A 26,084-nucleotide genomic window follows, 5' to 3' on the forward strand; every position below is an offset into this window, starting at 1 on the left:
GTGTTTGCTGCTTAGCGCGGCCCGGAAACCACCAGCATCTGCCCAGGTTTCAGGGCCTGGCCAGTGCGTGGGTTCCAGCGCTTGAGATGTTGCATCTCGACGTTGAAGCGCTTGGCGACGATGTACAGCGAATCGCCTTTCTTGACCTTGTACTGCACCGGCTTCTTGCTGTCGGCCTTGGCCACCAGCTTGCGGGTGTCCTGCATCACCAGGGTCTGGCCGACCTTGAGCGCCTGCCCGTTGAGCTTGTTCCAGCGCTGCAGGTCATGAACATCGACCTTGTTGGCCTTGGCGATCAGCGTCAGGTTGTCGCCGCTGCGCACCTTGTAGTTGCGGGTGCGACCGGCAATGGCCTTGTGCTCAACGTCGTCGAACACCGGCTTTTTCGGCCGCATGCTCAGCAATTCTTCGGGCTTCATCGCCGAAAGGCTGCTGGCCAGCAACTGCGCCTTGGACGTCGGCACCAGCAAATGCTGCGGGCCGTCCAGGGTGGTGCGCTGTTTCAAGGCCGGGTTGAGCTGGAACAGCTCGTCTTCGTCGATCTCGGCCAGCGCGGCGACCCGTGACAGGTCCATGCTGGTCTTGATTTCTACCACTTCGAAGTACGGCGTGTTGGCGATCGGGTTCAGGTTGACGCCATACGCCTCGGGGGCCAGCACCACCTGGGACAGCGCCAGGAACTTGGGCACGTAGTCCTTGGTTTCCTGGGGCAGTGGCAGGTTCCAGTAGTCCGTCGGCAAACCGAGCTTCTCGTTACGCTCGATGGCCCGGCTGACCGTGCCCTCACCGGCGTTGTAAGCCGCCAGGGCCAGCAACCAGTCGCCGTTGAACATGTCATGCAGGCGAGTCAGGTAGTCCAGGGCAGCGGTGGTGGAGGCGGTGATGTCGCGGCGGCCGTCGTAGGCGCGGGTCTGGCGCAGGTTGAAATAGCGCCCGGTGGCGGGAACGAACTGCCACAGGCCGACCGCATCGCTGCGGGAATAGGCCATTGGGTTGTAGGCACTTTCAATCACTGGCAGCAGCGCCAGCTCCAGCGGCATGTTGCGTTCTTCAAGGCGTTCGACGATGTAATGAATATAGAGGCTGCCGCGTTCGCCGGCGTTCTCGAGGAAGGATGGGTTGCTGGCAAACCACAATCGTTGCTGTTCAATGCGCGGGTTGACGCCTAACCCGTCCTGCAATTGAAAGCCCCGGCGCATGCGTTCCCAGACATCCTGGGGCACTTCCGGGCTTGGCTTCTCTGATAGCCAAAGGGGTTTTTGCTTGATCTTGGCGGTAAGGTTTGGCTTGGGTTGCACGGTGGATTGTGCGGCAAAATGGGTCGATTGGCAGCCCGCCAGAGTAGCGGACACAGCCACCGCCACGGCTTGAGCCAGGCGGGTCAATGCGTCTGAATGGTTGGTTTTACGAATAGATGACGACATTGGCTGGAAGTAAGTTCCGGGCAAAAATGTCGGGCGATTCTAGAAAGCGCGTGGGTTGCGGTCAACCATTCAGAAATTACGTACTAAATTCCGCGCGCTTAGAACGTATCTTTCCACGACCTCAAGCTAGCAAACACCTCACTCCCGGCCCGGTTATCGCGGCCATTCCGTTCGTCCGCTTTTTCTTTAACGGATGTTTCAGAGGTCCGCAGAAAAGGGTTGGTGCGTTTTTCCAGGGCCAAAGTCGAAGGCAATGTTATCTGGCCGTTCGCCCGCAGTTGCCGCACGTTCTCCACCCGTTCGGCGATATCCGCGTTATGCGGTTCCACGGCCTGGGCGAATTTCAGGTTACTTTGTGTGTATTCGTGGGTGCAGTACACCAGCGTGTTGGCCGGCAAGGCCGCCAGGCGCTCCAGTGAGGTGTGCATTTGCTGCGGGGTGCCTTCGAACAGGCGGCCACAACCGGCGGCGAAGAGGGTGTCGCCACAGAACAGCACGCCCTCGTGATAAAAGGCGATGTGCCCCAGGGTATGGCCGGGTACGGCAAACACCTCGAAGTCCCAACCCAGCACGTTGATGCGGTCGTTATCCTGGAGTGCCACGTCCCGCGCCGGGATCTTTTCATTTGCCGGGCCGTAGACCGTGGCGCCTGAAACACTTTTAAGTTGCTCGACGCCGCCGACATGATCATGGTGATGGTGAGTCACCAGGATGTCGCTGAGGGTCCACTCGGGATGCTGCTGGAGCCAGGCCAGCACGGGCGCGGCATCACCGGGATCGACCACCGCGCAGCGCTTGTTCGGCTGATCCTGTAACAACCAGATGTAGTTATCGGTGAAGGCGGGCAGGGCACTGATCTGTATCATTCTTTGATTCGCCAAGCTGAACACATTGGTGCATCTTAGAGCTTCTTGGCGCGTTGGAGAATGCAATGACTGATAAAGCGTTCGCCCAGGCCGATCCCGAGTGGCTGGCACTGATCAGTGCCGCCCGTGAATGGCTGTCCGGGCCTGTCGGGCAATTTTTACTGGATGAAGAACGGCGCATGCTCGAAGACGAGCTGGGTCGGTTCTTTGGTGGTTACCTGGTGCATTACGGGCCGTCGGCACAAACCCCGCCGTCGGCACCCCAGGTGCAACGCAATGTGCGCCTGGGGGCGCCGCTGCCGGGGGTTGAAATCGTCTGCGAGGAGCAGGCCTGGCCGTTGAGCGAGCATGCGGCCGATGTGGTGGTGATGCAGCATGGCCTGGATTTCTGCCTGTCGCCCCACGGTTTGCTGCGCGAAGCGGCCAGCAGCGTGCGCCCTGGTGGCCATTTGCTGATCATTGGCATCAACCCCTGGAGCAGTTGGGGCTTGCGCCATGTGTTCGCCCATGACGGGCTGCGCCAGGCGCGCTGCATCTCGCCGTCGCGAGTCGGCGACTGGTTGAACCTGCTGGGCTTTGCGCTGGAGAAACGCCGCTTCGGGTGCTATCGTCCGCCGCTTGCGTCTGCCAAGTGGCAAGGCCGGCTGGCCGGCTGGGAACGCAGGGCCGGTGCCTGGCAATTGTCCGGCGGGGGGTTCTACCTGTTGGTGGCGCGCAAGATCGTCGTTGGCCTGCGCCCGGTGCGCCAGGTGCGTCGCGAGCCGATGGGCAAGCTGGTGCCGATGCCGATGGCCAAGGTCAATCGCAAGCAGAGCGAACAGTAAACATACCTTTTTGATTTCAGGTCGAGCCTCTCGACCTCGGGCACTTGTCGGTCGATTATCGGCAACCCGCTTTGATGGATCCCGCTTTAATGGACAGTGAAATGACCGATACCGTAGAACTCTTCACCGATGGCGCGTGCAAGGGCAACCCCGGCCCCGGCGGATGGGGCGCCTTGCTGGTGTGCAAGGGCGTGGAGAAGGAACTGTGGGGCGGCGAAGCCAACACCACCAACAACCGCATGGAACTGATGGGCGCGATCCGTGGCCTGGAAGAGCTCAAGCGCCGTTGCGACGTATTGCTGGTGACCGACTCCCAGTACGTGATGAAGGGCATCAACGAGTGGATGGTCAACTGGAAGAAGCGCGGCTGGAAGACTGCGGCCAAGGAGCCGGTGAAAAACGCCGACCTGTGGCAATTGCTCGATGAGCAATGCAATCGCCACAACATCACCTGGAAATGGGTGCGCGGGCACATCGGCCATCCCGGCAACGAGCGGGCCGACCAACTGGCCAACCGCGGTGTGGATGAAGTGCGCGGCTACAAACAGAGCTGATGCCGTCTGACGTGTTAAGATCCCGCCCCTTGAAATGTACCAAACCGTTGAGAGCTGAACCCTGATGGCCATCCGATCTGTTGTACTCGATACCGAAACCACCGGCATGCCGGTGACCGACGGCCACCGGATCATTGAAATCGGCTGTGTCGAACTGATGGGCCGCCGCCTCACCGGCCGGCACTTCCACGTCTACCTGCAACCGGATCGGGAAAGTGACGAAGGCGCCATTGGCGTCCACGGCATCACCAACGAATTCCTGGTGGGCAAGCCACGGTTTGCCGAAGTGGCGGATGAGTTCTTCGAGTTCATCAACGGCGCGCAACTGATCATCCATAACGCGGCGTTCGACGTTGGCTTCATCAACAACGAATTCGCGCTGATGGGGCAGACCGACCGGGCCGATATCACCCGGCACTGCTCGATCCTCGACACCTTGATGATGGCGCGTGAGCGTCACCCGGGCCAGCGCAACAGCCTCGATGCGTTGTGCAAACGCTATGGCGTCGACAACTCCGGCCGTGAACTCCACGGCGCGTTGCTCGACTCCGAGATTCTCGCCGACGTCTACCTGACCATGACCGGTGGCCAGACCAGCCTGTCCCTGGCCGGTAATGCCTCGGACGGCAATGGTTCGGCGGAAGGCTCGGGCAATCGTCCTTCGGAAATCCGCCGCCTGCCAGCGGATCGCCAGCCCACTACGATCATTCGCGCCAGCGAGCAGGACATGGCCGAACACGCGGCGCGCCTTGAGGCGATCGCCAAGTCTGCCGGCGCACCCGCGCTGTGGACCCAATTGACCCAGCAATAACCTTTACCCCAGCGCCAGCCCCTGGCTGGCCCTGATCAGGTCATATGCCTTGCGCGCAATCGGGTTCGCCGTGTTCGGACGGATCCACAGGTAGTACGTGACCTCCGGCATCCTCGGCAATCCATCGTTTTCCCCCAATACTCGCATATCCGGCCCGAGCATCTCCATGCTCCGTGGGGTCACGCCGAGCCCTGCGCGGGTTGCCGCCTTGATACCGATCAGGTTCGATGCCAGGTACGCCTGGCGCCACGGGATATTCGCCCGTTCCAGCGCCTCAAGGGCGTAGCGCCGATAAATGCTCGGCTCATCCACCAGAATCAATGGCAGCGGCTCGCTTGGCGAGTGAATGTATTGCGCCGAACAAATCCACCACACCGGCGAGGTGCGCAGTGCAAAGCCCTCCAGGTTGGCATCGGCGCGGGTGGAAATCACCATGTCGACCTTGCCCCGGTGCAGGTCATCCATCAGGAACGGGCTGCGCCCGACGTCGATCTCCAGGCGCAGGCGCGGTGCCGAGCGGGCGATGTGGCTGAGGATCGGCGGCAGGATGGTGTCGGCGATGTCGTGGGGCGAGCCGATACGCAGTACGCCGCTGAGGCTGCTTTCCCGCAAGGAATTGAGTGCATCGTCATTCAGCGAGAGCATCTGCCGCGCATGCCGCAACAGCTGCATCCCGGGTTCTGTCAGTTGTTTTTGCCGGCCACGTTTTTCAAACAGGCTGACGCCCACTTGTTGTTCCAGACGCTGCATATGCTGGGTGACGGAAGATTGTGTGCGTGCCAGGTGAGTGCCGGCTTCGGCAAAGCTGTGGTGGTCGACCACGGCGATAAAGGTGCGGAGCAGTTCAAGATCGAGGGTCGACATGGCCATTCCAGGGCGTTTTTATATCAAGGGTGCGAAGATAAACATTACAGATGTTTATGTTTTGTCGCGCCGGGTTTTTACGAGGGCTAATGAATTCGAGTATATGGCCAAAAGTCAGCGCGTCCATATACGGGAAGTTATAACGATATTAGATATTTGAATTTCCGTTAGGCCGGCACTCTCCCTAGCATGCCCCCACATCAGGTCGGGGTACGCCGATCGCTAATGAGGGGAGTTCCATGGGGTTTGTGCGCGCGGCGGTAAAACGAAGGTTGCCTGTGGTCCTGGGCGCGTTGATCGCCCTGGGCGGCAGCGCAGTGGCTCAGGCCGATGCGACCCTGGACAAGATCCAGCAGCGCCATGTGCTGGTGGTCGGCGTGCTGCTGTCTGGCGGGCCGTTTGGCGGCATCGACCCCACCACCCAGAAGCCCAGGGGCTTGAACGTCGACCTGGCCAACGAGCTGGGTCGTCAGTTGGGCGCCGAGGTGCAGCTGGTGCCGGTATTGCCGGCCAACCGTGTGCAGTTCCTGCAACAGGGCAAGGTCGACCTGCTGATCGCCAATATGGAATGGACCGCCGAGCGTGGCGAGATCCTCGGGTTCGTGCCGACGCCGTTCTACAAGATCGGCGGCACTGCTGCCGTACTCAAGGACAGCAAGATCACCCGCTGGGAAGATCTCAAGGACCAGCCGGTGTGCACCTCCCAGGGCAGCAGCTACGTCAAGCCGCTGACCGAACTGGGCGCGCAGATCAAGGCCTTCAAGAGCTCTTCGGAATCCCTGCTGGCCCTGCGCGGCAACAACTGCGTCGCTGCGGTGCATGACTCCACCCTGGTCAACCCGCTGATCAACGACAGCGCCGAATGGAAAGATTACCGCGCCCTCAGTCCCGAGCTGAACCCGGCGCCATCGGTAATCTGGACCCGCCGTGGCGAGAGCGACACCCAGGCCAAACTCGACCCCATCGTCAAGGACCTGCACCGCAGCGGCTGGCTGATCGAAGCCCAGACCCGCAACCACATCACCCCGGCGTCCCCGGCGCTGGTGGAGTTGCAGAAACAGTTCAAGGGTGCCTGACACATGACATTGAGAGCCCTGACTGCCTTGGGCCTGGCACTGTGCGCCAGCCTGGTCCACGCCGACGCCACCCTCGACAAGATCCAGCAACGCCACGCCATCAGCGTCGGCGTGATCCTCAGCGGTCCGCCGTTTGGCACCATCGACCCCAAGACCGGCGAACACCTGGGCTACAACGTCGAACTGGCCAAGGGCCTGGGCCAGGCGCTGGGTGTGGAGACCAGGACCGTTTCGGTGCTGGCGCCCAACCGCGTGCAGTTCCTGCAACAGGGCAAGGTCGACGTGCTGATCGCCAACATGCAGTACACCGACGAACGCGCCGAGATTCTCGACTACGTGCCCACGCCCTATGAAGAAGTCGGCGGCGCGGCGTTGATCCGCAAAGGCGCCGGCATCACCCAGTGGGCCGACCTCAAGGACAAGCCGGTGTGCGTGTCCCAGGGCAGCAACTTCATCAAGCCGTTGCAGGAAACCTACGGCGCGCAGATCAAGGCGTTCCGCAGCCAGTCCGAATCCCTGCTGTCGTTGCGCGGCAACGGCTGCGTGGCGGCGGTGCACGTCAGCCCGACCATGCATGCGCTGCTGGAGGATGCCGAATGGTCCGGCTACGAGATCCCGTTGCCGGGGGATTTGATCCCGTCCAAATCCGTGATCTGGATCCGCAAAGGCGAACACGACACCCAGGCCAGGCTCGACGCCATCGTGCGCGACTGGCATCGCAGCGGCTGGTTGATCGCCCTCGGCGAACGTACCGGCATGGCTCCGTCCCAAGCCCTGCGTGATCTGCACGAGCAGTACAGCCATGAGTGAAGCGCTATTCGCCACCCTGCAACAACTGCTCGGCGCCGCCCATGTGCAGCGCAGCGAAGACGCCGCCCAGTACCTGACCGACAAACAGGGCCGCTACACCGGCCAGGTGATCGCCGTGGTGCACCCGGCCAACACCGAGGAAGTGGCCGCCGTGGTGCGTGCGTGTGTCGCCCTGGAAGCGCCCATCGTGGTCCAGGGCGGCAACACCGGCCTGATGGCGGGTGCCACACCGGATGCCAGCGGCCGCGCGGTATTGTTGCTGCTCGACCGCATGAACCGGGTGCGCGTGATCGATACCGACAACGACACCCTGACCGTCGAAGCCGGCTGCATCCTGCAAAACATCCAGGACGTGGCCCGTGAAGCCGGTCGCCTGTTTCCATTGAGTCTTGGCGCCGAAGGCAGTTGCACCATCGGCGGCAACCTTGGCACCAATGCAGGCGGCACCGCCGTGCTGCGTTATGGCAACACCCGCGAGTTGACCCTGGGCCTGGAAGTGGTGACCGCCGAAGGCGAAATCTGGAATGGCCTGCGAGGGTTGCGCAAGGACAACACCGGCTACGACCTGCGGGATTTGTACGTGGGCAGCGAAGGTACCCTCGGGATTATCACCGCCGCGACCCTGAAGCTGTTCCCGCTGCCCAAGGCCCAGGCGACAGCGCTGCTGGCGTTTGACGAGTTGGCCCAGGCGGTGGCGTTCCTGTCCCATGCCCGCGCCGGTTTTGGTGCAAACCTCACTGCATTCGAATTGCTCAGCGCCGATTGCCTGGCGTTGTTGCGCGAGCAATTTCCCGAGGGCCCGCAACCGTTTCTCAACGCCAGCCAACCCTGGTTTGCCTTGCTGGAGCTGTCGGATAACCACGGTGAAACCCACGCCCGCGAAGCCTTCGAAACGGTCCTCGGTGAAGCCTTCGAACAGTCACTGCTGGCCGACGCACTGATCGCCGAAAGCCTGGCGCAAAGCGAAGCGCTATGGCTGCTGCGGGAGAGCATGAGCGAAGCGCAGAAGCGTGCCGGACGCAATATGAAGCACGATATCTCGGTGCCCATTTCGCAAATCGTCGCCTTCGTCGCCCATACCGATGCGCTGTTGCAGACGCATTTCCCCGGTGTTCGCAACTTCACGTTCGGGCACCTGGGGGACGGCAACCTGCATTACAACGTGGCCCATCCGCTGGATTCAACGGTCGACGCGCACATGCGCAACTACGCCGAATTGAGCTTGCTGGTACATGACAGCGCCCATGCCCATGGCGGCTCCATCAGCGCCGAACACGGGATTGGCCAGCGCAAGGTCGGCCTGCTGGGCCGCTACAAAAGCGCGGTGGAACTGGACCTGATGCGCCGCATCAAGCGGGCCCTCGACCCGAAAAACCTGCTCAATCCCGGCAAAGTCATTGAGGTGCAGCCATGACCGTTCGCTTGTCCAAGCGGGTGCAGCGCGTGTCGCTGTCGGCCAATGCGGCGGCCAAATCCCGCGCCACGGAATTGCGTGACGCCGGCCGCGACATTCTGGACCTGACCACCGGCGAGCCGGATTTCGATACCCCGGAGCACATCAAGCAAGCCGCCTGCGCAGCCATTGCTGCGGGCGCCACCAAGTACACGCCGACACCCGGGGTAAAAGCCTTGCGCGTGGCCGTGCAGCGAAAACTGGCCGAGGAAAACCACCTGGACTATTCGCTGCCGAATATCGTGATCGCCAACGGCGCGAAACAAATCATCTTCAACGCCTTCGCCGCAACCCTCGACGACGGCGATCAAGTGCTGGTGCCGACGCCTTACTGGCCGTCGTTCCCCGACAGCGTGCGCTTCAACGGTGGCGAGCCGGTTTTTATCGAGTGCGGGCTGGAGCAGGGTTGCAAACTGCTGCCCGCCCAGCTGGAGCAACACATCAATCAACGCACGCGCTGGCTGATCCTTAACGGCCCGGGCAACCCGAGCGGTGCGGTGTATAGCGAGGCTGAACTGCACGCGCTGGCCGAGGTGCTGCGTCGCCATCCCCAGGTGCTGGTGCTGCTGGATGAACTCTACGAACACATCCGCTTCGACGGTCGCCCGGCCCAGAGCCTGCTGAACGTTGCGCCGTATTTGCAGGACCGTTGCCTGCTGGTGGGCGGCGTGTCCAAGACCTACGCCATGACGGGCTGGCGCATCGGTTTCGGCGCCGGGCCGCAGGCCTTGACCCATGCAATGGCGGTTGTTCAGTCGCAATCCACCTCCGGTGCTTCCTCCGTGGGCCAGGCTGCTGCATTGGCGGCATTCACCGGCGGGCTGGGCTTTTTGGCCGAGCAGGTAGCGGCCTATCAGCTGCGCCGGGACCTGTTGATGATGGCCCTCGGCACCGTCGTGGGCCTGGAAGTACTCGAACCCCAGGGCGGCTTTTTCGTGTTCGTGCGTTGCGCCGGTTTGCTTGGCCGCTATCGCCCGGACGGTCAGCGCCTGAACGATGACGGCGATGTCGTCGCGTACTTGCTGGAGGAGGGCGTCGCCGGAGTAGCGGGCAGTGCCTACGGCCTGTCGCCGTGGTTTCGCCTGTCCATCGCCACGGCGACCGACAGCGTGGCCGAGGCCGGCCGCCGTATCGCTGTCGCCTGCGGCAAGCTGCGGGGCGTCGAATGAGTCATTGGCTGGAGCTTTTTGTGCACTGGGCCGCCGGTATCGGCCTCAACTACAGCTTCCTGCTGGATGCCTATCAGCGCGGCACCCTGGAGCAGGGCGCGCTGACCACCGTGCTGTTGTGCCTGTTCACCATCGTCGGCAGCCTGCTGGCCGGGATCAGCCTGGCAGCGCTGCTGACTTCCGGCAACCCGTGGCTGGCCAAACCGGCGCGGGTGTTTATCGAAGTCACCCGCAACACGCCGACCCTGGTGCAGCTGTACTGCGCATTCCTGGTGTTGAACATGCTGCTGACCCAGGCCGTCGGCGCGGCCAACCCGCTGACGCCGTTTGCCTGGGTGGTGATCGTGATTTCGCTGCACAAGGGCGCGTTCCACGCCGAAGCCCTGCGCGCCGGCATCGAGGCGGTGCCCGCCGTGACCCTGGAAGCCGCCAGCTCCCTGGCGTTCAGCAGCCGGCAATTGCTGTGGAATGTGCAGTTGCCGTTGGCCCTGCGCTTCGCGCTGCCGTCGCTGATCAACAACCTGATCGACCTGGTGAAAATGACCGCCGTGGCCTCGGCCATCGCCGTGGGCGATATCACCTACGCCTCGATCATGATCTGGACCCAGAGCGACAATGTGCTGGAGCTGATGATTCTGATCCTGAGCTTTTTCGGCTTGCTGAGTTTTACCGTCAATTGTGTGGGGCGCTGGCTGGAAGCGCGCCTGAGGATGCCCGGCTATGGCCATTGATTCATTCCCGGTGCTGTCGGCGTTGCTGCAATGGTCGCCGGCGCTGGTGACTGGTTTCGGCCAGAACATCCTGATCAGCCTGGTGGCGATTGGTCTTGGTTCGCTGCTGGGCCTGATGGTGGGCGCGTTGGCCCTGTCACCCCTGCGCCTGCTGCGGTTGCCCGCGCGGATCTGGGTGCAGGTTTTCCGCAATGCACCGTGGCTGGTGCTGATCTATTTCACCACCTACGTGTTCCCGTTCGAGATCCATATCGGCAGCAGCTACGTGTCGTTCCCGGACTGGGTCAAGGTGACGATTGGCCTGGCATTGCCGGCCAGCGCCAACGTGGCGGAGATCTTTCGCGGCGCCATCGGCTCGATCCCCAGCACCCAATGGGAAGCGGCGCGCTCGCTGGCATTTACCCGCGGCCAGATATTCAGCTCGATCATTCTGCCCCAGTGCTTCAAGCGCATGTTGCCGCCGTGGATGAACCTCTACGCGGTGGTCACCATGGGCACCGCCCTGGCGTCGCTGGTGGGCGTGCACGACGTGATCGATACCGCACAGATCGCCAGCAACACCGTGAACATGACCGGCTTTACCGTGGTGATCTACCTGAGTTTGCTGGTGCTGTTCTTTGCCTACTGCTACCCGATTTCCCGTTTGACCCAACGCCTGGAGCGCCGTTATGCCTTCTATTGAACCCCTGGTCAGCCTGCGGGATTTGCAGCTGTCGTTCGGTGACAACCGGGTGCTCAAGGGCATCGACCTCGACGTGCATCGCGGCCAGGCGGTGTCGATCATCGGCCCGTCGGGCTCGGGCAAGTCGACCATCCTGCGCTGTATCACCGGCCTGTTGCAGCCCCAGCGCGGCACCATTCGCGTGGGCGAAACCCGGGTCGATACGCTGACCCAGGAAGCCCAGCGCATCGAGTTGCGCAAGCGTGTGGGTTTTGTATTCCAGCAATACAACCTGTTCCCGCATTTGTCCGTGCTGGAAAACCTGGTGATCGCCCCGCGCAAGGTGCTCGGTCGCAACCGTGCCGATGCCGAGAAAGATGCCCGGGCGCTGTTGGCCAAGGTGCGCATGGAGCACAAGGCCGATGCCTATCCGGGCCAATTGTCCGGCGGCCAGCAGCAGCGGGTGGCGATTGCCCGGGCGTTGGCGATGCGCCCCGAGCTGATCCTGTTCGATGAAGTGACCTCGGCCCTGGACCCGGAAACCGTCGGTGAAGTACTGACGGTGATTCGCGAGCTGACCGAAGAAGGCATGACCTGCGTGCTGGTGACCCACGAAATGCGCTTTGCCGAAGAGATCAGCGACATCGTCTATTTCACCGAAAACGGCGTGATCGTCGAGCACGGCAGCGCCGAGCAGATCTTCCAGCGCCCCACCAGTGAACGGACCCAGGAATTCCTGCGCCATGCCTTGGGCGATCCCGGCCGTCGGCCACCGATCGCCAATGATCCGTACCTGTTGACCAACCTGAGCCGCTACACCCTGTCCGTCTAACAAGAGGAACCTCGTCATGAGTACCGCAAACCGTGCCGCCGTTATCGAAGACTTCCTGCAGCAGATCCGCGTCATCAACCAGCGTGGCGTAGACCGCGCGGCCCTGGTGGAAATCGTCGGGCTGCTGGAAACCCTGGCCGAGCGCCGGGACCTGTTCAACTTCAGCGAATTCCCCGCGCCGGTGCCGGGGCAGGGCAGTACCGCGTTCCGCTATCGCCTGAACGACGACGGCGACACGCCCACCCTGTACCTGAACTCGTTGCTGCCGGGCAAAAGCACCCTCCCGCACAACCACGAAACCTGGGCGATCATCAGTGCCGTTGAAGGCCAGGAAATCAACTACGTGTATGGCCGCAACGATGAAGGGCGTGAGGAAGGCTTCACCACCCTGACCCTTGAGAAAGAAGTCGTCGTGCAGCCGGGCACCTCTATCTCGTTCCTCGGTGAAGACCTGCACGGGATTCGCGTTGAGGGTGAGCAGGCGACCTTGCATTTCCACCTGTACGGCTTGCCGCTGGAATCCCTCAATGGCCGTTATGGCGTTGAAGCAGACGGCCGGATCCTCAACTACAACGCCTCGCAGATGGCGCCTTCAATCCGGGCCTATTCCTGAGCACAACACACATCAACTGTGGGAGCGGGCTTGCTCGCGAATGCGGTGGGTCAAAAACGCATTCATTGGCTGACACACCCCATTCGCGAGCAAGCCCGCTCCCACAATTGGATCCGCGTTCATCCAGGGTTTTTTATGATTGATCTGTATTACTGGCCTACGGGCAACGGCCTGAAAGTCGGCATCCTGCTGGAAGAGCTGGAGGCGGAGTACCGCCTGATTCCGGTCAACATCCGCGAAGGCGCGCAGAAGCAGGAAAGCTTCCAGCGCATCAGTGCGAATGGGCGGATTCCGGCGATTGTCGACCACCGCCTTGAAGCACCCCTGAGCCTGTTCGAGTCCGGGGCGATCCTGAACTACCTGGCGGACAAGGCCGGGCGCTTCCTGCCGCCCGCCGGTACCGCCGAGCGCCAGAAGGTCCAGGAATGGCTGTTCTGGCAGGTAGGGCATATCACCCCGTACCTGAGCCAGTTGCAGCTGTTCAAGGAGAAGGCTCCGGAACCGATTCCCTTTGCCCTGGACCTGCTGAACGCCGAAGCCACGCGCCTGTATCGGGTGCTGGAGCAGCGCCTGGCCGAGGTGCCGTATGTGGCGGGCGAATACTCGGTGGCCGACATGGCGATCTTCCCGTGGATCCAGCCCCTGCGCCAAGGCCAGGACCTGGCGGACTACCCGAACATCCAGGCCTGGCGTCTGCGCATCAAGGCGCGCCCGGCAGTCCAGCGGGCCTATGCCAAGGGCCGTGAAGTGGCCGCCGGCGAGCGTTCGCTGGCCTTGCAGTAACCCATCTATTTTTTGCGGGACTTCCATGAGCCAGACCATCACACCCGGGCAATTGCAACAATGGCTGTTTGACGGCCAGGAAATCGCCCTGTTCGACGTACGCGAGCACGGCCAATACGGCGAGGCCCACCTGTTTCACGGGGTGAACCTGCCCTATAGCCGCCTGGAACTGGAGGTGCAGCGCCTGGCACCGAATTCCCGGGTGCGCCTGGTGATCTACGACCAGGACGGCGGCGATGTGGCTGCGCGCACGGCACTGCGTTTGCAAGCGCTGGGCTACCGCCATGTGCATGTACTGGAAGGGGGGGCGAACGCTTGGCAGGCGGCGGGTTTGCAGTTGTTCGCCGGGGTGCATGTGCCGTCGAAAGCCTTTGGCGAATTGGTGGAAGAGGCCAGCCACACACCCCACGTCACCGCGCAGCAATTGGCGGACTGGCAGGCCACGGGCGAGCCGCTGGTGGTGCTGGACGGTCGGCCGTTCGATGAATACCGCAAGATGACCATTCCCGGTTCGATCTGCTGCCCCAATGGTGAGCTGGGTTACCGCGTGCACGACCTGGTGCCGGATGAAACCACGCCGATCGTGGTCAACTGCGCCGGGCGTACCCGCAGCATTATCGGCGCCCAGACGTTGATCAACCTCGGGGTGAAGAACCCGGTTTATGCCCTGGAAAACGGTACCCAGGGTTGGTACCTGGCGGATTTCAAGCTGGAGCACGGCAGCACCCGGCGTTATGCCGACGAGGTCTCGACGGATCTGGGCCGGCAGCGCGAGGCTGCCCGGCGGTTGGCGGAGCGGGCAGGGGTGGTCAGTGTCAAGGCGGAGCAGGTCCGGCAATGGGCGGCGGACCCGGCCCGTAGCCTGTTCCTGTGCGATGTGCGTACCGCTGAAGAATTTGCCGCCGGCAGTTTGCCGGGGGCGCAACACACGCCGGGCGGGCAGTTGATCCAGTCCACCGACCTGTACATCGGCGTGCGTCAGGCGCGGGTGGTGCTGTTGGACAGTGATGGTGTGCGTGCGCCGATTGTCGCCAGTTGGCTGCGGCAGTTGGGGCATGAGGCGTATGTGCTGGAGGGTGGCGTCCACAGTGGATTGGCGCTGGAGGTCAAGAAGGCCGTGTCCTTTGACGCGCTGCCGCTGATCTCGGTGCAGGCGCTGGCCGATGCGCTGAAGGACGACACCGTGGACCTGGTGGACCTGCGCCCGAGCATGATCCATCGCAAGGGCCGGATTGTCGGTTCGCGCTGGTCGATTCGTTCGCGGTTGACAGCGGGTGGGCGTCCACTGGTGCTGCTGGCTGATGATCCGGCACTGGCCGCTTTTGCTGCGTTAAGCTTGGGCGGCGATGTGCGTTTGCTCGACGGCGGCTATGCCGCGTGGGTTGCGGCCGGTTTGCCGGTGATCGAGGATGCGCAAACGCCTCCGGACAACCAGTGCATCGACTTCCTGTTCTTCACCCACGACCGTCACAGCGGCAACAAGGACGCTGCCCGCCAATATCTCGCCTGGGAAATTGGCCTGTTGGCACAGATGAGCGAAGCGGAAATCGCCAGTCTCAAGCCGTTGTTGCCCGCGTCACGGGTGCGCACCCGGCTGATTCACGCGGCGCGTACCGAAGGCGGCAATGGTGGTCGGGCGGTGAACGTACCGATCACCCGCCTGAGCACCGTGTTGTTCGACAACCTGGCCCAGATGCGTGACGCCCGCTCCCGACGCGACAGTGAGCGGGTCCTGAGTTACGGCGCACGCGGCAATCCCACCGCTTTTGCCCTTGAAGACCTGGTCACCGAACTTGAGGGTGGCTATCGCACACGGCTGTATGGCACCGGGCTCGCCGCCGCGGCGCAGACGTTCCTGGCCTACCTGCGGCCCGGCGACCATGTGTTGATCACCGACGCCGTCTATTCGCCGGTGCGCAAACTGGCCCGGGAGTTCCTCCAGCCATTCGGCATCGAAGTCAGCTATTTCGCCCCGGACGGCAGCGGCCTGGAAGCGCAACTGCAGGCCAACACCAAAATGGTCTACGCCGAAGTGCCGGGTTCGCTGCTGTATGAGCTGTGTGACCTGCCCGCGCTAGCCGCACTGTGCAAGCCGCGGGGCATTCTGTTGGCGGTGGACAACACCTGGGGCTCGGCGTACCTGTACCGCCCGCTGGCGCTGGGTGCCGACATCTCGATCATGGCCTTGACCAAGTACCTTGGCGGCCACAGTGACGTGATGATGGGCAGCGTCTGCGCCACCGAAGCGGCATGGCCGGCCCTGGCGAAAATGAGCGATACCTTTGGCAATGCAGTGAGTGCCGACGATGCCTACCTGATCCTGCGTGGCGCACGCACCCTGGCTTCCCGGCTGGACGTGCACGAGCGCCAGGCGTTGAAGATTGCCCAGTGGTTGCAGGCGCAGCCGCAGGTCAGGCGGGTGTTTCATCCGGCACTGGCGGAGCATCCTGGCCACGCGCTGTGGAAGCGTGACTTCAGCGGGAGCAACGGTTTGCTGTCCTTCGAACTCGACCGCGCGGATGCCGGCTACGTCGAACGGTTTATCGACGGCCTGCAGCTGTTTGGCCTGGGCGCATCCTGGGGCGGCTTTGAAAGCCTGGTGACCCTGGCCGATACACAGGATCGCCAGAGCGCCGCCGACCGTGGATTGAACCCGGTGGTGCGCCTGCATGTGGGGCTGGAGGATGTGGAGGCGTTGATCGAGGATCTGCAGCGCGGGTTCGTGGCGGCGGGGCGTTGAGCCTCGCACCATGACAATTTGCGTCCGCCCATAGGTGCCAATCGAACTTTGTGTTTAACTTCGGCACCTGAAATTCGTTTCACTACCACCACTAGAAGGATTCCGTTCATGGCTCAAGTTACCCTCCGAGGCAACCCTGTCCAGGTCGAAGGCGATTTGCCGAAAGTCGGCGCCAAGGCGCCAGACTTCACCCTGACTGCCGGCGACCTGTCTGACGCGACCCTGGCGACTTTCGCCGGCAAGCGCAAAGTGCTGAACATTTTCCCAAGCGTTGATACCCCGACCTGCGCCACTTCGGTTCGCAAGTTCAACGCTCAGGTCAACGACGTGAACAACACCGTAGTGTTGTGCATCTCCACCGACCTGCCATTTGCCCAGGCGCGTTTCTGCGGTGCCGAAGGCCTGGAAAACGTGAAGAACCTGTCGGACTTCCGTGAGGCAGCCTTTGCTGTCGACTACGGTGTAGCGCTTGCTGATGGCCCGCTCCGCGGCCTGACCGCCCGTGCCGTCGTGGTACTGGACGAGAACGACAACGTGCTGCACAGCGAACTGGTCAGCGAAATCGGCCAAGAGCCGAACTACGAGGCAGCCCTGGCTGTTTTGAAGTAACTGTTACTACGCATTACTGTCGTTTTGCAGTAACACGCGTGATGCAGTATTACGGCCTGGCCTAGTCCAGGCCGTTTTTATTTGTGCTTCAGAGGCTTAGCCAGATAGCGAATGGACTAAGCACAGAAGTTAAAAGTTGTAATCCAAGGTAAATAGCCGGTAAAGGCGCTTTTCTTAACGCGCCCCAGTGCTTATCTTTCAGCCTCCCGAAGAAGAAGCTCTCGTACCCAATGGTTGATCACTCCATGCAATCCACCCCTCGTCACTCCCGCCGCTGGCTGTTCGGCCTTCTCGTACTGCTGGTCATTGCCGGCCTGTGCTGGAAGTTCTGGCCTGGCACCAGCCACAAGGACAGCGCCGAGAAGAAGCCCGCCGGGCATGCCGGCAAGTCGGGGATGATGCGCCCGGGCTTTGGGGGTTCCACTGGCCCGGTGCCGGTGCGTGTGGCGCCGGCGGTGCTGGGCGAATTCCCGGTGTACTACAAGGCGCTGGGTACGGTGACGGCACTCAACACCATCAATGTGCGCAGCCGGGTTGGCGGAGAGCTGGTCAAGATCGCCTTTGAAGAGGGGCAGATGGTCAAGGCCGGTGACCTGCTGGCGGAAATCGACCCGCGCAGTTACCAGAATGCCTTGCTCCAGGCCCAGGGCACGTTGCTGCAGAACCAGGCCCAGCTGAAAAACGCCCAGGTCGACGTGCAGCGTTATCGCGACCTGTATGCCCAGGACAGTATCGCCAAGCAGACCCTGGACACCGCCGAAGCGCTGGTGTTGCAGTACCAGGGCACGGTCAAGACCAACCAGGGCGCGGTGGATGACGCCAAGCTCAACCTCGAATTCACCAAGATCCGCGCCCCGATCACCGGGCGTGTCGGCCTGCGCCAGGTGGACGTGGGCAACCTCGTCGCCGCCAACGACACCACCTTCCTGGCGGTGATCACCCAGACCCAACCCATCAGCGTGGTCTTCACGTTGCCGGAAAACACCCTGGAAACCGTGCTGGCGCGTTATCACGCCGGCAACAAGCTGCCGGTGGAAGCCTGGGACCGTGGCGATGTCGCGGTGAAAGCCACGGGCGTGCTGCAGAGCCTCGATAACCAGATCGACGTCACCACCGGCACCCTGAAATTCAAGGCGCGGTTCGATAACAAGGACCAGGCGCTGTTCCCCAACCAGTTCGTGAACGTGCACCTGCTGGCCGATACCCTGCACAACGTGGTGCTGGCGCCGTCGGCGGCGATTCAGTTCGGCAATACCGGCACCTTCGTCTACGTGCTCGATGGCGACAAGAAGGTCAAGGTGCGTCCGCTGGTGATCGGTGATTCCGACGGCGACAACACCGTGGTCAAGCAAGGCCTGGCCGCCGGCGACCGCGTGGTGCTGGAAGGCACCGACCGCCTGAAGGACGGCAGTGACATTGAAGTGGTCAACGACAGCACTGAAGTGCCGACCACGCCGACCGAACACCTCCAGGGTCAACCGGCAGCCAAGACGCAACAAGGCCCGGCTGATGCCGCCAAGGCGCAAAAGGGCGGCGCATGAACCTCTCGCGGCTGTTCATCCTTCGCCCGGTAGCCACTACCCTGAGCATGCTGGCCATTGTCCTGGCTGGCGTGATCGCTTATCGCCTGCTGCCGGTCTCGGCCTTGCCCCAGGTGGATTACCCGACCATCCGGGTGATGACCCTGTACCCCGGCGCCAGTCCGGACGTAATGACCAGCGCGGTCACGGCGCCCCTTGAGCGTCAGTTCGGGCAGATGCCCGGCCTGACCCAAATGGCGTCCACCAGCTCCGGCGGCGCCTCGGTGCTGACCCTGCGTTTCAACCTCGACATCAACATGGATGTCGCCGAGCAACAGGTGCAGGCCGCGATCAACGCCGCCACCAACCTGCTGCCCAAGGACCTGCCGGCGCCGCCGGTGTACAACAAGGTCAACCCGGCGGATACCCCGGTGCTGACCCTGGCCATCACCTCCAAGACCATGTTGCTGCCCAAGCTCAATGACCTGGTCGACACGCGCATGGCGCAGAAGATCGCGCAGATCAGCGGCGTCGGCATGGTCAGCATCGCCGGCGGCCAGCGCCAGGCGGTGCGGATCAAGGTCAACCCCGAGGCCCTGGCGGCCAACGGCCTGAACCTGTCGGACGTGCGCACCCTGATCGCCGCCTCCAACGTCAACCAGCCCAAGGGTAACTTTGACGGCCCCACGCGGGTGTCGATGCTCGACGCCAACGACCAGTTGGTCTCGCCCAAGGAATACGCCGAACTGATCCTCGCCTACAACAACGGCGCGCCGTTGCGGCTCAAGGATGTGGCGCAGATCGTCGACGGCGCCGAGAACGAACGCCTCGCGGCCTGGGCCAACGAAAACCAGGCGGTCCTGCTGAACATCCAGCGCCAGCCCGGGGCCAACGTCATCGAGGTGGTGGACCGGATCAAGGCGCTGTTGCCAAGCATCACCGACAACCTGCCGGCGGGCCTGGACGTGACGGTGCTTACCGACCGTACCCAGACCATCCGGGCCTCGGTCAAGGATGTACAACACGAATTGCTGATCGCCATTGCCCTGGTGGTGATGGTGACGTTCCTGTTCCTGCGCCGCTTCAGCGCGACCATCATTCCGTCCATCGCCGTGCCGCTGTCCCTGGTGGGCACCTTCGGCGTGATGTACCTCGCCGGTTTCTCCATCAACAACCTGACGCTGATGGCGCTGACCATCGCCACCGGTTTCGTGGTGGACGACGCCATCGTGATGCTGGAGAACATTTCCCGCTACATCGAGGAAGGCGATACACCGCTCAATGCGGCGCTCAAGGGCGCCAAGCAGATCGGCTTCACCCTGATTTCCCTGACCCTGTCGCTGATCGCGGTATTGATCCCGCTGCTGTTCATGGCGGACGTGGTGGGGCGGCTGTTCCGTGAATTCGCGATCACCCTGGCGGTGGCGATCCTGATTTCCCTGGTGGTGTCCCTGACCCTGACGCCGATGATGTGCGCGCGGTTGCTCAAGCGTGAGCCGAAAGAGGAAGAGCAGGGCCGTTTCTACAAGGCCAGCGGCGCCTGGATCGACTGGCTGATCGAGGCCTACGGGCGCAAGTTGCAGTGGGTGCTCAAGCATCAGCCGCTGACCCTGCTGGTGGCCATCGCCACCCTGGGCCTGACCGTGGTGTTGTACATGGTGGTGCCCAAGGGCTTCTTCCCGGTGCAGGACACCGGTGTGATCCAGGGCATTTCCGAAGCGCCACAGTCGATTTCCTTTGCGGCGATGAGCCAGCGCCAGCAGGAACTGGCGAAGATCATCCTCGAAGACCCGGCGGTGGAGAGCCTGTCGTCCTATATCGGGGTAGACGGTGATAACGCCACCCTCAACAGTGGTCGCCTGCTGATCAACCTCAAGCCCCACGGCGAACGGGACCTGAGCGCGGCACAGATCATCACGCGTCTGCAGCCGCAACTGGACAAGCTGGTGGGGATTCGCCTGTTCATGCAGCCGGTGCAGGACCTGACCATCGAAGACCGCGTCAGCCGTACCCAGTACCAGTTCAGCATGTCCTCGCCGGACGCCGAGCTGCTGGCCTTGTGGAGTGAAAAGCTGGTACACGCCCTCAGCCAGTTGCCGGAACTCTCCGACGTCGCCAGCGACCTGCAGGACAAGGGCCTGCAGGTGTACCTGGTGATCGACCGTGACGCCGCATCGCGCCTTGGTGTGTCGGTGTCGACCATCACCGACGCGCTGTACGACGCGTTCGGCCAGCGGCAGATATCCACCATCTACACCCAGGCCAGCCAGTACCGCGTGGTATTGCAGGCCCAGTCCGGTGAAACCCTCGGCCCGGACGCCCTGAACCAGATCCATGTGAAAACCACCGACGGTGGCCAGGTGCGGCTGTCGAGCCTGGCCCATGTGGAACAGCGCCAGGCCCAGTTGGCAATCGCGCATATCGGTCAGTTCCCGGCGGTGATGATGTCGTTCAACCTGGCCCCTGGCGTGGCGCTGGGCAAGGGCGTCGAACTGATCAACCAGACCCAGAAAGACATCGGCATGCCGGTGGGCGTGCAGACCCAGTTCCAGGGCGCGGCCCAGGCATTCGAGGCTTCGCTGTCGAGCACCTTGCTGCTGATCCTGGCGGCGGTGGTGACCATGTACATCGTGCTCGGGGTGCTCTACGAGAGCTACATCCACCCGATCACCATCCTCTCGACCCTGCCGTCGGCAGCGGTGGGCGCCTTGCTGGCCTTGCTGCTCAGTGGCAACGACCTGGGGATGATCGCGATCATCGGCATCATCCTGCTGATCGGCATCGTGAAGAAGAACGCGATCATGATGATCGACTTTGCCCTCGACGCTGAGCGCAACCAGGGCCTGGACCCGCAAACCGCGATCTACCAGGCGGCGCTGTTGCGCTTCCGGCCGATCCTGATGACCACCCTGGCGGCGCTGTTCGGTGCCGTGCCGTTGATGCTCGCCACCGGCTCCGGCGCCGAGTTGCGCCAGCCGCTTGGCCTGGTGATGGTGGGCGGGTTGCTGGTGAGCCAGGTGTTGACCCTGTTTACCACCCCGGTGATCTACCTGTATTTCGACCGCCTCGGCCGTCGCTGGCGCAAAGAGCCGGTGCGCCTGGAGCCGGTTGAGTCATGAACCTGTCCGGACCTTTCATTCGCCGGCCGGTAGCCACCATGCTGCTGAGCCTGGCGATCATGCTGCTGGGCGGCGTCAGCTTCAACCTGTTGCCGGTGTCGCCATTGCCGCAGATCGATTTCCCGGTGATCGTGGTGTCGGCCAGCTTGCCGGGGGCCAGCCCCGAGGTGATGGCGTCTACGGTGGCCACGCCGCTGGAGCGTTCCTTCGGCGCGATTGCCGGCATTACCACCATGAGCAGTTCGTCGAGCCAGGGTTCGACCCGGGTGATCCTGGCGTTCGACTCCAATCGCGACATCAACGGCGCGGCGCGGGAAGTGCAAGCGGCGATCAACGCCTCGCGTAACCTGCTGCCCAGTGGCATGCGCAGCATGCCCACCTACAAGAAGATCAACCCGTCCCAGGCGCCCATCATGGTGCTGTCCCTGACTTCGGACGTGTTGCCCAAGGGCCAGCTGTACGACCTGGCCTCGACCATCCTGTCCCAGAGCCTGTCCCAGGTGCCGGGCGTGGGTGAAGTGCAGATCGGCGGCAGCTCCTTGCCCGCCGTGCGTATCGAACTGGAACCCAAGGCCCTCGACCAGTACGGCGTGGCCCTGGACGATGTGCGTAATACCATCGCCAATGCCAACGTGCGCCGGCCCAAGGGTTCGCTGGAGGACAGCCAGCGCAACTGGCAGATCCAGGCCAACGACCAGCTGGAAAAGGCCAAGGACTACGAACCGCTGCTGATCCGCTACCAGAATGGCGCGGCCTTGCGCCTGGGGGATGTGGCGAAGATCAGCGACGGCGTCGAGGACCGCTACAACAGCGGCTTCTTCAACAATGACTCGGCGGTGCTGCTGGTGATCAACCGCCAGTCCGGCGCCAACATCATCGAGACGGTGAAGCAGATCAAGGCACAACTGCCGGCCTTGCAGGCGGTGTTGCCGTCCAGCGTCAAGCTGAACCTGGCCATGGACCGTTCGCCGGTGATCACCGCCACCTTGCACGAAGCCGAGATGACCCTGCTGATTGCCGTGGCCCTGGTGATCCTGGTGGTGTACCTGTTCCTCGGCAACTTCCGCGCCTCGCTGATTCCCACCCTGGCGGTGCCGGTGTCGCTGGTGGGCACGTTTGCAGTGATGTACCTGTTCGGCTTTTCCCTGAACAACCTGTCGCTGATGGCGCTGATCCTCGCCACCGGCCTGGTGGTGGACGATGCCATCGTCGTGCTGGAGAACATTTCCCGGCACATCGACGAGGGTGTGCCGCCGATGAAGGCGGCGTACCTGGGGGCCCAGGAAGTCGGCTTCACCTTGCTGTCGATGAACGTCTCGCTGGTGGCGGTGTTCCTCTCGATCCTGTTCATGGGCGGGATCGTCACCAGCCTGTTCCGCGAGTTTTCCATCACCCTCGCAGCGGCGATCATCGTCTCGCTGGTGGTGTCGCTGACCCTGACCCCGATGCTCTGCGCCCGCTGGCTCAAGCCCCATGTCAAAGGCCAGGAGACAGGCTTGCAGCGCTGGAGCCAGAAGATCAACGACCGCATGGTGGCAGGCTATGCCCGCAGCCTGGACTGGGTGCTGCGCCACAAGCGCCTGACGCTGCTCAGCCTGTTGGTGACCATCGGGGTCAACGTCGCGCTGTATGTGGTGGTGCCGAAAACCTTCATGCCCCAGCAGGACACCGGGCAACTGATCGGCTTTGTGCGTGGCGACGACGGGCTGTCATTCAGTGTGATGCAGCCGAAGATGGAAATCTTCCGCAAGGCGGTCCTGCAGGACCCTGCGGTGTTGAGCGTGGCAGGTTTTATTGGCGGCAACAGCGGCACCAACAACGCGGTGATGCTGGTGCGGCTCAAGCCCATCAGCGAACGCAAGATTTCTGCCCAGGCGGTGATCGAGCGCATGCGCAAGAATGTGCCACTGGTGCCCGGCGGGCGCCTGATGCTGATGGCTGACCAGGACCTGCAATTCGGCGGCGGCCGCGACCAGACCACCTCGCAGTATTCCTACATCCTGCAAAGCGGCGACCTGGCGGCCTTGCGCCTGTGGTACCCGAAAGTGGTTGCCGCGTTGCGTGAGCTGCCGGAGCTGACCGCCATCGATGCCCGTGAAGGACGTGGGGCGGCCCAGGTGACGTTGATTGTCGACCGCGACCAGGCCAAGCGCCTGGGCATTGACATGGACATGGTCACTGCCGTGCTCAACAACGCCTACAGTCAGCGGCAGATTTCCACCATCTACGACAGCCTCAACCAGTACCAGGTGGTGATGGAGGTCAATCCGAAGTACGCCCAGGACCCGATCACCCTCAATCAGATGCAGGTGATCACGTCCACCGGTGCGCGCGTGCCGCTGTCGGCCATCGCTCACTATGAGAACAGCCTGGCGGACGACCGGGTCAGCCATGAAGGCCAGTTCGCCTCGGAAAACATTGCGTTTGATATGTCGCCCGGCGTCACGGTGGAGCAGGGCACGGCCGCCATTGAGCGGGCGATTGCCAAGGTCGGCCTGCCGGAAGAGGTGATCGCGAAGATGGCCGGTACGGCCGACGCCTTCGCCGCCACCCAGAAAGGCCAGCCGTTCATGATCCTCGGTGCACTAGTAGCGGTGTACCTGGTATTGGGGATTCTGTATGAGAGCTATATCCACCCGCTGACCATTCTGTCGACCTTGCCGTCGGCGGGGGTGGGCGCCTTGCTTTCGATTTACCTGCTGGGGGGCGAGTTCAGCCTGATCTCGCTGCTGGGGCTGTTCCTGCTGATCGGGGTGGTGAAGAAAAACGCGATCCTGATGATCGACCTTGCGCTGCAACTGGAACGCAAGGACGGCATGAGCCCGCTGGAATCGATCCGCGCCGCCTGCCTGGTGCGGCTGCGCCCGATCCTGATGACCACGCTGGCGGCGATTCTTGGCGCCGTGCCGCTGCTGCTCAGCACGGCCGAAGGCGCGGAAATGCGCCAGCCCCTGGGCCTGACGATTATCGGCGGGCTGGTGTTCAGCCAGATCCTGACCCTCTACACCACGCCTGTGGTTTACCTTTATCTCGACCGCCTGCGCCACCGTTTCAACGGTTGGCGCGGAGTGCGTACCGATGCTGCCCTGGACACTGCGCTATGACCGATTCAACGTTTCCCACCGTGCAACGTCTGGCGATGACTCGCGGCTCAAAGCTGCTGAGCCTGGCCCTGTGCGGCGTGATGCTCAGCGCCTGCGCCGTCGGCCCGGACTACAAACGCCCCGAATTGACCGAGCCTGCCCAGTACAAAGAGGCCCAGGGCTGGCGCCAGGCCGCGCCCAGCGACTCGCTGGCCCGGGGCGCCTGGTGGGAGCTGTACGGCGACAAACAACTCAATGAGCTGGTAGAAAAACTCAACAGCTCCAACCAGACCGTGGCCCAGGCCGAGGCGCGTTATCGCCAGGCCGCCTCGCAGGTGCGCAGTGCCCGTGGGGCGTTCTTCCCCACGGTTGACCTGAGTGCCTCGAAAAGCCGGGCCAGCCAGGGTACCGGCAGCAGTAACGCCAGCCTCAGCAGCTCCAGCAGCGGTATTCGCGACACCCTCAACACCCAGTTGGGCGTGAGCTGGGAAGCCGATATCTGGGGCAAACTGCGCCGGGGCCTGGAAGCCAATGAAGCCAGCGCCGAAGCCAGCGCGGCTGATCTTGCGGCGATGCGCCTGAGCCAGCAATCGGAACTGGTGCAGGATTACCTGCAACTGCGGGTCATGGACGAACAGACCCGTTTGCTGCAAGCCACGGTGGACACCTACCAGCGCTCCCTGCAGATGACCCAGAACCAATACCGCGCCGGTGTCTCGGGCAAGGACGCCATCGCCCAGGCCCAGACCCAGCTGAAAAGCACCCAGGCCAGCATGATCGACCTGATCTGGCAGCGGGCGCAGCTGGAAAACGCAATTGCCGTGCTGATCGGTGTGCCGCCGGCCAACTTCAACCTGGCGGTGAGCAAGGACATTCCGGCGCTGCCGCAGATTCCGGTGAGCTTGCCGTCGCAACTGCTGGAGCGCCGCCCGGATATCGCTCAGGCGGAGCGCTCGGTGATCGCGGCCAATGCCAACATCGGCGTGGCCAAGACCGCCTACTACCCGGACCTGACCCTGAGCCTGGCCGGCGGCTACTCCAGCAGCACCTACGCCGACTGGATCAGCCTGCCGAACCGCTTCTGGTCGGTGGGGCCGAAACTCGCCATGACCCTGTTCGACGGGGGCCAGCGTTCGGCCGAAGTTGACCGCGCCGAGGCGTCCTACGATGAAACCGTGGCCAAGTACCGCCAGACCGTACTCGATGGGTTCCGTGAGGTGGAAAACTACATGGTCCAGCTCAAGGTCCTGGAAGACGAGGCGGTCGTGAGTAACGAGGCCCTCGAAGCGGCCCGGGAATCCCTGCGCCTGACCCAGAACCAGTACAAGGCCGGGTTGATCGCCTATCTCGATGTGGTCACCGTGCAAGCCACCGCCCTGAGCAACGAGCGTACGGTGCTGACCCTGCTGCAAACCCGGCTGGTTGCCAGTGTGCAACTGATCGCTGCACTGGGCGGTGGCTGGGATGGCCAAATGCAGCTGAGCGACAAGAAGTAAACACCGCTCTGGCTGGTGTACGGGCTTGTGTGGGAGCGGGCTTGCT

The 26,084-nt window shown here is 62.8% G+C and carries 21 protein-coding genes; 18 read left to right on the plus strand and 3 right to left on the minus strand.

Going from position 1 to position 26,084, the window contains the following annotated elements; translation table 11 throughout:
- Positions 1 to 11: 11 nt before the first annotated feature.
- Positions 12 to 1,424 carry a lytic transglycosylase domain-containing protein gene (locus HX817_RS05245; protein WP_008435202.1) on the minus strand — a complete coding sequence of 471 codons (1,413 nt, stop codon included), beginning with the start codon at positions 1,422 to 1,424 and terminating at the stop codon, positions 12 to 14.
- A gap of 98 nt (positions 1,425 to 1,522) precedes the next feature.
- On the minus strand, positions 1,523 to 2,290 hold the full coding sequence (gene gloB, locus HX817_RS05250; protein ID WP_003207471.1) for a hydroxyacylglutathione hydrolase: 768 nt from the start codon (positions 2,288 to 2,290) through the stop codon (positions 1,523 to 1,525).
- A 65-nt stretch (positions 2,291 to 2,355) separates the two neighbouring features.
- Here gloB and HX817_RS05255 point away from each other — a divergent pair, with 65 nt between their 5' ends.
- The 3 genes from HX817_RS05255 to dnaQ all read left to right on the plus strand — a co-directional run bounded on the left by HX817_RS05255 (position 2,356) and on the right by dnaQ (position 4,479).
- Positions 2,356 to 3,114, plus strand: a complete 759-nt coding sequence (locus HX817_RS05255; protein ID WP_003207473.1) for a class I SAM-dependent methyltransferase — start codon at positions 2,356 to 2,358, stop codon at positions 3,112 to 3,114.
- A 101-nt stretch (positions 3,115 to 3,215) separates the two neighbouring features.
- On the plus strand, positions 3,216 to 3,668 hold the full coding sequence (rnhA, locus tag HX817_RS05260) for a ribonuclease HI (protein WP_003207474.1): 453 nt from the start codon (positions 3,216 to 3,218) through the stop codon (positions 3,666 to 3,668).
- Between the two features lie 70 nt (positions 3,669 to 3,738).
- Entirely contained in the window at positions 3,739 to 4,479 is a 741-nt protein-coding gene (gene dnaQ / locus HX817_RS05265) for a DNA polymerase III subunit epsilon (RefSeq protein WP_162835175.1), read from the plus strand.
- A gap of 3 nt (positions 4,480 to 4,482) precedes the next feature.
- Here the strand turns inward: dnaQ and HX817_RS05270 are convergent, their stop codons facing one another.
- The gene (locus HX817_RS05270; protein ID WP_003207477.1) at positions 4,483 to 5,343 is read right to left on the minus strand and encodes a LysR substrate-binding domain-containing protein; all 861 of its coding nucleotides are present in this window, start codon (positions 5,341 to 5,343) and stop codon (positions 4,483 to 4,485) included.
- Positions 5,344 to 5,582: 239 nt separating this feature from the next.
- On the opposite strand from HX817_RS05270, the gene HX817_RS05275 reads away from it, so the two are divergent.
- From HX817_RS05275 to HX817_RS05345, 15 genes are all read left to right on the plus strand, one after another.
- A complete protein-coding gene (locus HX817_RS05275; protein ID WP_087692391.1) occupies positions 5,583 to 6,419 on the plus strand; it encodes a transporter substrate-binding domain-containing protein in 837 nt (278 codons plus the stop codon).
- 3 nt (positions 6,420 to 6,422) lie between these two features.
- Positions 6,423 to 7,229, plus strand: coding sequence for a transporter substrate-binding domain-containing protein (locus HX817_RS05280; protein ID WP_003207480.1), 807 nt, complete (start codon positions 6,423 to 6,425; stop codon positions 7,227 to 7,229).
- Positions 7,222 to 8,643: an FAD-binding oxidoreductase gene (locus HX817_RS05285; RefSeq protein WP_177039905.1), complete on the plus strand. Its 1,422-nt coding sequence runs from the start codon at positions 7,222 to 7,224 to the stop codon at positions 8,641 to 8,643. The genes HX817_RS05280 and HX817_RS05285 overlap by 8 nt, the downstream gene beginning before the upstream one ends.
- Positions 8,640 to 9,851 carry an aminotransferase class I/II-fold pyridoxal phosphate-dependent enzyme gene (locus tag HX817_RS05290; RefSeq protein ID WP_177039906.1) on the plus strand — a complete coding sequence of 404 codons (1,212 nt, stop codon included), beginning with the start codon at positions 8,640 to 8,642 and terminating at the stop codon, positions 9,849 to 9,851. The genes HX817_RS05285 and HX817_RS05290 overlap by 4 nt, the downstream gene beginning before the upstream one ends.
- The gene (locus tag HX817_RS05295; protein ID WP_003207485.1) at positions 9,848 to 10,582 is read left to right on the plus strand and encodes an amino acid ABC transporter permease; all 735 of its coding nucleotides are present in this window, start codon (positions 9,848 to 9,850) and stop codon (positions 10,580 to 10,582) included. The genes HX817_RS05290 and HX817_RS05295 overlap by 4 nt, the downstream gene beginning before the upstream one ends.
- Positions 10,572 to 11,264, plus strand: coding sequence for an amino acid ABC transporter permease (locus HX817_RS05300; RefSeq protein WP_003207487.1), 693 nt, complete (start codon positions 10,572 to 10,574; stop codon positions 11,262 to 11,264). The genes HX817_RS05295 and HX817_RS05300 overlap by 11 nt, the downstream gene beginning before the upstream one ends.
- Entirely contained in the window at positions 11,251 to 12,075 is an 825-nt protein-coding gene (locus HX817_RS05305) for an amino acid ABC transporter ATP-binding protein (protein ID WP_003207489.1), read from the plus strand. The genes HX817_RS05300 and HX817_RS05305 overlap by 14 nt, the downstream gene beginning before the upstream one ends.
- Positions 12,076 to 12,091: 16 nt before the next feature.
- The gene (locus HX817_RS05310) at positions 12,092 to 12,688 is read left to right on the plus strand and encodes a cysteine dioxygenase (RefSeq protein WP_008435185.1); all 597 of its coding nucleotides are present in this window, start codon (positions 12,092 to 12,094) and stop codon (positions 12,686 to 12,688) included.
- Between the two features lie 135 nt (positions 12,689 to 12,823).
- Complete coding sequence (locus HX817_RS05315; RefSeq protein WP_032899376.1) at positions 12,824 to 13,471, plus strand: glutathione S-transferase family protein; 648 nt, start codon at positions 12,824 to 12,826, stop codon at positions 13,469 to 13,471.
- A 25-nt stretch (positions 13,472 to 13,496) separates the two neighbouring features.
- The gene (metC, locus tag HX817_RS05320) at positions 13,497 to 16,211 is read left to right on the plus strand and encodes a cystathionine beta-lyase (RefSeq protein WP_177039907.1); all 2,715 of its coding nucleotides are present in this window, start codon (positions 13,497 to 13,499) and stop codon (positions 16,209 to 16,211) included.
- Positions 16,212 to 16,319: 108 nt separating this feature from the next.
- Positions 16,320 to 16,820, plus strand: a complete 501-nt coding sequence (gene tpx / locus HX817_RS05325; RefSeq protein ID WP_134326424.1) for a thiol peroxidase — start codon at positions 16,320 to 16,322, stop codon at positions 16,818 to 16,820.
- Between the two features lie 230 nt (positions 16,821 to 17,050).
- Positions 17,051 to 18,361, plus strand: coding sequence for an MdtA/MuxA family multidrug efflux RND transporter periplasmic adaptor subunit (locus HX817_RS05330; RefSeq protein WP_003207498.1), 1,311 nt, complete (start codon positions 17,051 to 17,053; stop codon positions 18,359 to 18,361).
- Complete coding sequence (locus tag HX817_RS05335; protein ID WP_177039908.1) at positions 18,358 to 21,459, plus strand: MdtB/MuxB family multidrug efflux RND transporter permease subunit; 3,102 nt, start codon at positions 18,358 to 18,360, stop codon at positions 21,457 to 21,459. The genes HX817_RS05330 and HX817_RS05335 overlap by 4 nt, the downstream gene beginning before the upstream one ends.
- A complete protein-coding gene (locus HX817_RS05340) occupies positions 21,456 to 24,563 on the plus strand; it encodes an efflux RND transporter permease subunit (RefSeq protein WP_003207502.1) in 3,108 nt (1,035 codons plus the stop codon). The genes HX817_RS05335 and HX817_RS05340 overlap by 4 nt, the downstream gene beginning before the upstream one ends.
- On the plus strand, positions 24,560 to 26,038 hold the full coding sequence (locus HX817_RS05345; RefSeq protein WP_003207503.1) for an efflux transporter outer membrane subunit: 1,479 nt from the start codon (positions 24,560 to 24,562) through the stop codon (positions 26,036 to 26,038). Before HX817_RS05340 ends, HX817_RS05345 begins: the two co-directional genes overlap by 4 nt.
- Positions 26,039 to 26,084: the final 46 nt, after the last annotated feature.

Origin of the sequence: Pseudomonas sp. C6002, from assembly GCF_013385805.1 — a bacterium.
Taxonomy (GTDB): Bacteria; Pseudomonadota; Gammaproteobacteria; order Pseudomonadales; family Pseudomonadaceae; genus Aquipseudomonas.